This is a genomic window from Mycobacterium sp. (assembly GCF_019247615.1).
Lineage (GTDB): Bacteria > Actinomycetota > Actinomycetes > Mycobacteriales > Mycobacteriaceae > Mycobacterium.
In genome coordinates, this window is sequence record NZ_JAFBAT010000303.1 from 1 (window position 1) to 7856 (window position 7856).

Genomic DNA, 7856 nt, shown 5'->3' on the forward strand with positions numbered 1-7856 from the left:
CGGCGGCCTTGATGATGCACGGCGAGAGGGCGGCGATGAATCCGCGATCGGCGTCGTCGAAGTCCGTCGTGTCTTGGAACGGCAGGTCATATTGGCGGTGGGCCGACTCGATGACGGCCGTAGGGGCTTTGTGATCCACGGGCAACACAGTGCCATCACCGGGCCCTGACTGGGCCATTAACGCGTCCTTTTCTGCAAGGCCACGTCGAGAGCGGGTGGGTTAGGCGGGACGAATCAATATGGCCGAACCTCTTTTGCGCCGATCGGCAAACCCGCATACTGCCTTGGCGGCCCTCAATGCCGAGGACCGCAACCATCGGGCAAAGGAGGACGCGTGAAGCGGGGACTGACTGTCGCGCTGGCCGGGGCGGCGATCGTGGTCGCAGGGATTTCCGGGTGTTCCAGCAATAAGTCCAATAGCGGCGGCGTTGCGACCTCGGTGTCAGGAGGCTCGGTATCGGCCGGCGGGGCGAACGCGTCGAAGGTGATCATCGACGGCAAGGACCAGAACGTCCAAGGCACCACCATCTGCACCAAGACGCCGGGCAACATCACCATGGCGGTCGGCGGGAACACAACCGGGATCAGTGTTGTCCTCACCGACGCCAGTCCGCCCGCGGTCAAGGCTGTCCAACTGGGCAACGTCAACGGCATAACCCTTCAGTACGCACAGGGTGGCCAGGGCAACGCCACGGCGACGAAGGACGGCAACACCTACAAGGTCACCGGCACCGCGACGGGTGTGGACATGGCTAACCCGATGCAGCCGGTGAACAAGCCGTTCGAAATCGACGTCACCTGTTCGTAATCGGGGGAGCGGGAGGTTGCCACCCGTTGAGCGGCAACCGCACCGTGAACTCGGTATGACCCGGTGAGCTGTTCACCGTGATCGTGCCGTGGTGTGCCTTGACGACCGCGGAGACGATCGCCAGGCCCAGGCCCGTGCTGCCGCCCTTACGTGAGCGCGAGGAATCGCCGCGGGCGAACCGCTCGAACACCTCGGATTGCAAGGCGGCCGGGATGCCCGGCCCGTTGTCGATGATCTGCAGCACGGTGTGCGTCGGCTCGGTGCTCAGCCGCGTCGTCACGACGGTGCCTGCCCCGGTATGCACGCGTGCGTTGGCGAGCAGATTGGTCAGCACCTGGTGCAGCCGTGCCGCGTCGCCGGTGACGACCACGGGCTCTTCGGGCAGGTCGAGCTCCCACTGGTGGTCCGGGCCAGCGACGTGGGCGTCACTGACCGCGTCCACCGCCAACCGCGAAAGGTCCACCGGTTTGCGTTCCAGCGGTCGGCCGGAGTCCAGCCGGGCCAGTAGCAGCAGATCCTCGACGAGACGCGTTATCCGCTCCGTCTCGGATGCCACCCTGCTCATGGCGTGCGCGACCGCCTCACGATCGTCGCCCATGCGCTGCGTGAGTTCGGTGTAGCCGCGGATGGCCGCCAGCGGCGTGCGCAACTCGTGGCTGGCGTCGGCGACGAACTGGCGCACCCGGGTTTCACTGGCCTGCCGCGTGGACAGGGCGGCCGCAATGTGGTCGAGCATCCGATTCAGTGCCGATCCCAGCTGACCGACCTCGGTGGACGGGTTCGCGTCGGCTTCGGCCACCCGCACGGGCAGCTCGACCTCCCCGCGGTCCAACGGCAATTCCACGACCTCGCTTGCCGTTTGGGCTACGCGGCGCAGCGGCGCGAGGGCACGCCTGATGATGACGACACCGGCGGTGGTCGCGGCAAGCAGCGCGATGAGCGTGACGATGCCGAGAATGATGAGCATCCGGATCATCGTGGCGTCGATGTCTGCCATCGACAGCCCGGTGACGATGATGTCGCCGCCGTTTCGGCTCGGCGCGGCGACGACGCGATATCGACCGAGGCCGTCCAGGTCCAGGGTCACGGGTTGGCGCGTGCCGGCGATCGCGGCCAGTTGCGCGCGCGCCTCGTCGGTCAGGGCGGCCCGGGCGCCGGTGCCGGTGGTGTAGCCCGCGTCGACCGTCCTGCCGTCATTGACCACCGCCGCCACCATGCCCGCCGGCTGACCCGGCGCGTCGAGGAACCGTGGACCGGGGCCCGGTCTCGGATAGAAAAAATGCTCGTGGCGTGGTGTGGGATACAACAGCGCCGAACGGTAGGAGGTACCGGCGAGTTGCCCGTCGAGTTGCCTGACGAGGTGGTGGTTCAGCGCGAGTTCGGTAGCCGCCGTTATCCCGATACACACCAGGGCGAGCACGACGATCTGCCCGGCCAGCAGCCGCAGCCGAAGCGACCAGACCCGCCGTGTCCTAGCGGGCCGGCTTGAGGACATAACCCGCGCCACGCAACGTATGGATCATGGGTTCGCGGCCATTGTCAATCTTTTTGCGCAGGTACGAAATATAGAGCTCGACGATGTTGGACCGCCCCCCGAAGTCGTAGCTCCAGACGCGGTCGAGAATCTGTGCTTTGCTCAGCACCCTCTTGGAGTTGCGCATCATGAAGCGCAAGAGCTCGAATTCCGTGGATGTCAGCGAAATCGGCTCGCCGGCACGCATCACCTCATGACTGTCTTCGTCCAACACCAAGTCGCCGACCACGATCTGCGCTCCGCTGTCCACCGTGGTGACGCCGGTGCGCCGCAGCAACGCGCGCAGTCGCAGCACCACCTCTTCGATGCTGAACGGCTTGGTGACGTAGTCGTCGCCACCAGCGGTCAACCCGGCAATCCGGTCTTCCACCGCATCCTTGGCCGTCAACAGCAACACCGGCAGCTGCGGGTTGTCTTCGCGCAGTTTGTGCAGCACGTCGAGCCCGCTCATGTCCGGAAGCATCACGTCCAGAACCACGACGTCGGGCCGTTGGGTACGCGCCGCGGCGATCGCAGAAGATCCATCGCAGGCCGTGGAGATCGTCCAGCCCTCGTATCGCAGTGCCATCGATACCATTTCGGCCAGGACGCTCTCGTCGTCCACGACGAGCACGTTGATGGGATTGCCGTCAGCACGACGCATGACCACCCGCTCAACCGGAACCCGGGACTGTGTCACGAGTTCCAGTATCCGCGGGTGGCTGAGCCGACGCTATGCCGTTCCTTGGTGTGCGCTGTGAGACCAGCCGCGGGGACGGCGCAGGGCGTCGATCAATACCAGTAACGCCTGCCGGCGACGGGGCGGCCTGCGGCACCCATGAAATGGAACACCAGGCCGACAACTACCAGGATTATGCCGATCACCATCAGTATGTGGGAGAAGAAAAACCCAAGGACGGCAAGGACAACTCCGAGTGCAATCATGATTCTTCCTTTTTCATCGAGTTACATCGAGGGGACAAGGTCGTTTGGTTTCATTGAACTAGGCTGCGGCAAACGCGGCGCGTGACAATCCTTTACCTGTGGATTGACGCCGCCATAGTTCAATGGTCCGGCGATCACCGTCACTGCGACGGTTCCCATTGAGGCACAACTTGTTTCCTGACCTTTGAAGTAACCGCGCTGCCACGTCGCGACTACTCCGATGATCAGCCACACCAGCACAATCGTTCCGACTATTCCGCCTCCGCGCATGGTGGCCTCCATTTGCATCCGAGAAGGTTCCCGTGGGCCTAGCGTTACCCATTGAACTCACGTCTAAACATTGCCGGGAGCCATTAGCCCCTTGCGGTGTTCGCAGCGCGGGTGCGCTAGGAATGGTCGGCGAGCCATGCCGCGGCCCGCTTCTTCGACGCACGCGACAGCCACGCGTCCTGGATCAACTCGGCCAATTCCGACGTCGCTATCTCGTGCAAGCGGCCGGCTCGCACCAGGACAGAGGGGTGGCCATCGAAATGGTCCGTGGTGAAGAACGGTGAACCCGGATCCTGGACCAGGGCCAGCTTGTCACTCTCCGACTCGACCCACAGCATGATCACGTCGGCGTAGCGTTCGCCGGTGTCGGGATCGGCCGCGTCGGGCTGGGGAGTGCGGAAGAAGACGAACGACTTGCCGCCCACCTGGTAGATGGAGTTGCCCTTCGGGCCCTGCAGGCGCTTGACGTGCGGCATGGACGCGGCGATCCGGTGGACATCGCTCACCCGGGCGGGGCGATCAGCCATATCGGCCACGCTACCGCCGAATGACGTTGCGGTGACGGCGAATTCGCCGGGTGTGGCCGGCGTCGCGCCGGCTAACGCGCCGGCCCACCCATCCGCCCGCGCTGTGCCGAGACGTAAAGGGTTGGCGGCATTGAGTCCTGCGCCTCCGCCGGGATGCTTCGCCCATAACGGGCCATCAGCTCGGCGAAGGTCGCCGTCGTCACCATCCAGCCCTGTTCGCGCAGCCAGTCGTCGACGGCCCGGCGGTCCTCCGGATACCAGAGGTCGTTCAAGTCGGTTATCTCGGTGTTGACCAACTTCCCGACGGCGGCCCGCATGCGCTGCAGGTCCTCGCGTTGACGCCGAACAACCTCGGGGTCGGCGAAGCCCGCACCGGGCACGTTTGAAGCCAGCCAACTTCCCTCGGCGCTGAGCGCGTGCATGCGCTCGAACAACAGGTCCTGTGCCTGCGCCGGCAGGTAACGGACGAGCCCCTCGGCGGACCAGGCCGCCGGCCGAGACGGATCAAACCCGGCCTCCCGCAACGCCTTAGGCCAATCCTGGCGCAGATCTATCGGCACGTTCACCAGTCGCGCCGTGGGGCGGGCGTCGTGCTCGCGCAGCGTCTTGGACTTGAACTCCAGCACCTTGGGCTGGTCAAGCTCGTAGATGACGGTTCCGTCGGGCCATGGCAGGCGCCAGGCGCGCGCATCCAGACCCGCAGCCAGGATCACCACCTGGCGCACACCGGAGTCGGCCGCGGCGAGAAAGAACTCGTCGAAAAACGCCGTCCGTGTGGCCATGAAGTCGATCATCAGCCGAATGCGGGCCCGCACCTCCGGTCCGAGTTCGACCGCCTGGGCCAGCAGCTTGGGGTCCGCGTAGACGCTCCACATGCCCTCGCCGGCGGCATCCACGAAAAGCCGCGCGAACGGGTCGTTGATGAGCGGGTTTTCGCTCTCGGTCTCGGCTGCGCGGGCCGCGGCGACACCCAGCGCGGTAGCCCCCACGCTTTGAGTGATGTCCCAGGAATCGTCGTCGGTGCGCGGCATCGCATTTCCCTTCCAGGCACGAAAGTGGGTCAGTTCCACACACTAGGCTGCTTCGCAGACACCCAGGAGAAAGGAGTCGCGATGACGCGCACGCCGCAGGAGGTATTCGCCCACCACGGAAAGGCGCTGGCCGCTGGCGACCTCGACGAGATCGTCGCCGACTACGCCGACGACGCCGTGGTGATCACGCGCGCCGGCGTCGCGCGCGGCAAGGACGGCGTCCGCAATGCCTTCGCCACACTGCTCGACGAACTACCCGACGCGGCGTGGGATCTCAAGACCCAGATCTTCGCGGGCGACATCTTGTTCCTCGAGTGGGCCGCCGACTCGGCGGTCAATCGCGTGGACGATGGCGTCGACACCTTCGTGTTCCGGGACGGAATGATCCGGGCGCAGACCCTCCACCACACCCCACAGCACACGGGGTGAACGTGGACCTGAGGGCCGTCGCGGAATGGATGTCGCGGCAGGGCCTGGGCGAGGGACCGCTGGAGGACGTGTCTGCAGTCACCGGTGGAACGCAGAACGTCATGCTGCGGTTCAGCCGGTCCGGCCGGTCCTACGTGCTGCGGCGCGGGCCGCGGCACCTGCGTCCGCGCAGCAACAGCGTGATCCTGCGCGAAACGAAAGTCCTTGCGGCACTGGCCGGTTCCGACGTGCCGCACCCGCACCTGATCGCCGCCTGCGACGACCCCGGCGTGCTCGGTGACGCCGTCTTCTACCTGATGGAGCCGATCGACGGGTTCAACGCCGGGGAGGGGCTCCCGCCGTTGCATGCGGGCGACCCCGGCGTGCGGTACCAGATGGGGCTGTCTATGGCCGATGCGCTGGCCAAGCTGGGCGCGGTCGACCACGTCGCTGTCGGGCTGGCCGATTTCGGCAAACCGGAAGGGTTTCTAGAGCGCCAGGTGCCGCGCTGGCTGTCGGAGCTGGACTCCTATCGGGAGTACGAGAACTATCCGGGCCCCGACATCCCGGGGGTCGATCGGGTCGCGGCCTGGCTGGAGTGCCGCCGTCCAAGGACCTGGACTCCCGGCATCATGCACGGCGACTACCACGCGGCCAACGTGATGTTTTCCCGCACCGGACCGGAGGTGGTCGCGATCGTCGACTGGGAAATGTGCACGATCGGCGACCCGTTGCTGGACCTCGGCTGGCTGCTGGCCACCTGGCGCCAGCCCGACGGCTCCAGCGTGTTCGGCCACGCACTGGGCGGGCAGGACGGGCTGGCCAGCACCGACGACCTGCTTGCTCGTTATGCCGCCAACACCACCCGCGACCTGTCCAACATCAGCTGGTACACGGTGCTGGCCTGCTTCAAGCTCGGCATCGTGATCGAGGGCACGCTCGCCCGGGCCTGCGCGGGCAAGGCCGAGAAGGAGGTCGGCGATCAACTCCATGCGGCCACGGTTCACCTGTTCGAACGGGCGCTGACCCTAATCGATCAATCTTGACCTACTAGCATCACGTGTCGTGGCGCGTAACCCCGAAAATCCCGACTTCTACTCCGAGCCGACCCGGGCCGCGGGTTATGGCGATTACTACGACAATTACGGCGCCGACAGCTACGGCGCCGACAACTACGGCGCCGACAACTACGGCGCCGCGCCCGAACCCCCGGAGCCCCCTACGCCGTGGTATCGCCGACCGTGGGCGTTGGTAGCGGCCGGCGCGGTCGGGGTCATACTGCTCACGCTCGTGGCCTTCGCGGTGGTCAAGCTGCTGACGGGTTCACCGACGCACGCACCCAGCACGACAACGACACCCACCACGACGACAACAACCGCACCTATCCCGACCACCACGGCGACGACCACGGCCGCGGAGCCGCCCCCGCGATATGGCGGCGGAGGCGGTGGCGCGCCGACCCAGACGGTCACCGAAACGGTCCCGCCACCGAGCAGCGACACTCCGACGACGACGGCGCCGCCGAGCACCGTCACCGTTTCGCCGAGCACCGTCACCGTTTCGCCGAGCACGGAACCCAGCACGGTCACGCAGACCGTGACCGTGCCGCCGCGCCGGGGCCCGTTCCAGGGGCCGTTCCAACCCCGCCCATAGACGGCCCCAGCCGCTGCGATATGGAGCCGGATCCAGGCGACGGACGATAGCCTTTCATGCGTGGAAGTCGGCGATTCGGTCAGACGCTCACTCGACCACTGGGAAAGGCGCGAGTGGGACCAGGCCATGCTGCATGCTTGCAACGCCGTCGATGGGACCGCGAAAAAGCGCTATCTGCAGGACGGTGTCGCGACGCGATTCAAACGCACGATCCGGGAGTCGCTGGACATTTTCGGCCTGATGGCGGCGCCGTCCGTCGACTTTGATCGCAGCCGCTTCCCGATAGCGGTGAAGTCAGATCTGCCCGACGGGCGTCCCGACATTGCCGATGTGCTGTACGGCATTCACCGGTGGAGCCACGGGCACGACGAGGACCTGCCGCACGGATTCGAGCTGACGCCCCACGGCCCCCGACCGCTGGGTGTGCAGATCTGGCGTAACGGGAAGATCCAGCTCCCCGCGGCGTCGGTGATCGGTCTTTTGGCGATCGCGGTTTTCGCGCCGGAGAACAAGGGCGAACGGATACCCGACGGCTACCAGCTCAGCTGGTTCCAGTACGAGTTCAACATCTGCCTGTGGTGGGGCTGGCAAGATCACTTCCGCGAGATCATCAGCACGGCCGGAATCGCACGAGAGGCGCTGGACTTCTCCGAGTCCTGGGACGAGTGGACACCGGTGTGATCGTCACGCCGACGTCATAC

General features: G+C 65.9%; 12 protein-coding genes. 5 read left to right on the forward strand and 7 right to left on the reverse strand.

Annotation, left to right across the window (positions count from 1 at the left end):
• Positions 1-145, reverse strand: a 145-nt coding sequence (locus JO059_RS21145) for a hypothetical protein (RefSeq protein WP_293322395.1), incomplete at its 3' end; no start/stop codon positions are given.
• Positions 146-334: 189 nt separating this feature from the next.
• Between JO059_RS21145 and JO059_RS21150 the strand changes: the two genes are divergently transcribed.
• Positions 335-808: a lipoprotein LpqH gene (locus JO059_RS21150; RefSeq protein ID WP_293322376.1), complete on the forward strand. Its 474-nt coding sequence runs from the start codon at positions 335-337 to the stop codon at positions 806-808.
• On the opposite strand, the gene JO059_RS21155 is transcribed toward JO059_RS21150, so the two are convergent.
• From JO059_RS21155 to JO059_RS21180, 6 genes are all read right to left on the reverse strand, one after another.
• On the reverse strand, positions 795-2303 hold the full coding sequence (locus tag JO059_RS21155; protein WP_293322378.1) for an ATP-binding protein: 1509 nt from the start codon (positions 2301-2303) through the stop codon (positions 795-797). The two genes, JO059_RS21150 and JO059_RS21155, sit on opposite strands and share 14 nt — an antisense overlap.
• Positions 2281-2985, reverse strand: coding sequence for a two-component system response regulator TcrX (gene tcrX / locus JO059_RS21160; protein ID WP_293322397.1), 705 nt, complete (start codon positions 2983-2985; stop codon positions 2281-2283). The genes JO059_RS21155 and tcrX overlap by 23 nt, the downstream gene beginning before the upstream one ends.
• Positions 2986-3113: 128 nt before the next feature.
• Positions 3114-3266, reverse strand: a complete 153-nt coding sequence (locus JO059_RS21165) for a DUF6131 family protein (RefSeq protein ID WP_293322381.1) — start codon at positions 3264-3266, stop codon at positions 3114-3116.
• Positions 3267-3287: 21 nt separating this feature from the next.
• Positions 3288-3548, reverse strand: a complete 261-nt coding sequence (locus tag JO059_RS21170; protein ID WP_293322399.1) for a hypothetical protein — start codon at positions 3546-3548, stop codon at positions 3288-3290.
• A gap of 104 nt (positions 3549-3652) precedes the next feature.
• Positions 3653-4063: an MmcQ/YjbR family DNA-binding protein gene (locus JO059_RS21175; protein WP_293322383.1), complete on the reverse strand. Its 411-nt coding sequence runs from the start codon at positions 4061-4063 to the stop codon at positions 3653-3655.
• 71 nt (positions 4064-4134) lie between these two features.
• Positions 4135-5094, reverse strand: coding sequence for a class I SAM-dependent methyltransferase (locus tag JO059_RS21180; RefSeq protein WP_293322385.1), 960 nt, complete (start codon positions 5092-5094; stop codon positions 4135-4137).
• Positions 5095-5175: 81 nt separating this feature from the next.
• Here JO059_RS21180 and JO059_RS21185 point away from each other — a divergent pair, with 81 nt between their 5' ends.
• From JO059_RS21185 to JO059_RS21200, 4 genes are read left to right on the forward strand one after another with little or no spacing between them, the layout of a single operon-like run.
• Positions 5176-5523 carry a nuclear transport factor 2 family protein gene (locus JO059_RS21185; RefSeq protein ID WP_293322387.1) on the forward strand — a complete coding sequence of 116 codons (348 nt, stop codon included), beginning with the start codon at positions 5176-5178 and terminating at the stop codon, positions 5521-5523.
• A gap of 29 nt (positions 5524-5552) precedes the next feature.
• Positions 5553-6548 carry a phosphotransferase family protein gene (locus JO059_RS21190; RefSeq protein ID WP_293322401.1) on the forward strand — a complete coding sequence of 332 codons (996 nt, stop codon included), beginning with the start codon at positions 5553-5555 and terminating at the stop codon, positions 6546-6548.
• Positions 6549-6567: 19 nt separating this feature from the next.
• On the forward strand, positions 6568-7155 hold the full coding sequence (locus JO059_RS21195) for a hypothetical protein (protein ID WP_293322390.1): 588 nt from the start codon (positions 6568-6570) through the stop codon (positions 7153-7155).
• A gap of 60 nt (positions 7156-7215) precedes the next feature.
• The gene (locus JO059_RS21200) at positions 7216-7836 is read left to right on the forward strand and encodes a hypothetical protein (protein WP_293322393.1); all 621 of its coding nucleotides are present in this window, start codon (positions 7216-7218) and stop codon (positions 7834-7836) included.
• Positions 7837-7856 lie beyond the last annotated feature (20 nt).